The sequence below is a fragment of the Aliihoeflea sp. 40Bstr573 genome (assembly GCF_024105655.1).
Classification (GTDB): domain Bacteria; phylum Pseudomonadota; class Alphaproteobacteria; order Rhizobiales; family Rhizobiaceae; genus Aliihoeflea.
The window spans coordinates 1-919 of record NZ_JAAAMH010000065.1; the positions used below are offsets into that span (position 1 = coordinate 1).

At 64.7% G+C, this 919-nt stretch carries 1 protein-coding gene; it reads right to left on the bottom strand.

Annotated features, from left to right (window positions below; translation table 11 throughout):
* Nucleotides 1-23 precede the first annotated feature (23 nt).
* Nucleotides 24-836 carry an IS5 family transposase gene (locus GTK01_RS20905; RefSeq protein ID WP_252929785.1) on the bottom strand — a complete coding sequence of 271 codons (813 nt, stop codon included), beginning with the start codon at nucleotides 834-836 and terminating at the stop codon, nucleotides 24-26.
* Nucleotides 837-919 lie beyond the last annotated feature (83 nt).

Below are 919 nucleotides of genomic sequence, written 5' to 3' on the forward strand. Positions count from 1 at the left end.
CTTAGAGTCCGTGCCGAAACTGCTCATGAGTGGCGTGCGATGCGTCTGACGAGGATCATGACGGCAGCGGCGTAGAGGAAAGCCGTTGCGGACCCGATGGTCGCTTCGGCGTCCTTCCATAGGCGCCGGTTGCGGCTGATCCAGGCGAAGAAGCGCTCGACCACCCAGCGTCTCGGCTGGACGGCGAAGCCGACCTGATCGGGCTTGCGCTTGACGATCTCGACGGCGATGGAGGTGGCTTCGGCCACTCGCGGCCCTTGATATCCAGCGTCGGCGAAGGCCTTGCGGATGAAGGGAAAGGGCCGCCTTGAGGCTTGCAGCAGCGGGCTCGCGCCGTCGCGGTCCTGGATACTCGCCGGATGCGGGAACAGCACCAGCGCCCGGCCGTCGGTGTCGACCAGCGCGTGGCGCTTGCGACCCTTGATCCTCTTGCCGGCGTCATAGCCGCGCGGCCCGCCGCTCTCGCAGGTCTTGACCGTCTGGCTGTCGATGATCGAGGCGGTGGGCGAGGCCTCACGTCCGCAACACTCGCGGTCCAGCATCAGGAGTCTGTGGTTGATCTTCTCGAACAGACACTCGTCACGGAAGCGGCAGAACCAGCGGAACACCGTGCTTTTCGGCGGGAAGTCGGATGGCAGCAGCCGCCAGCCGATGCCGCCGCGCATGACATAGAAGATCGCGTTCATGATCTCGCGCAGCGACCATTTGCGCGGCCGGCCGGTCCGCGCCGCCGCCGGCATCATCGGGGCAATCAAATTCCACTCCCGATCCGTCAGATCGGTTTCGTAGCGCAGGTTCTCTCGGCTATGCTGGCGGCGGGTAGCTGGCGTCCACATCAGGTCTCTCCGAATAGGCTTCGACACCCAATTCGGAATCACGACCGCGCCAGCTACTCAACCCTTTCGAGACGGGCTCTTAG

Excerpts from the sequence above, each read along its gene's own strand:
- GTK01_RS20905 (WP_252929785.1), bottom strand. The coding sequence starts at position 836 with ATGTGGACGCCAGCTACCCGCCGCCAGCATAGCCGAGAGAACCTGCGC.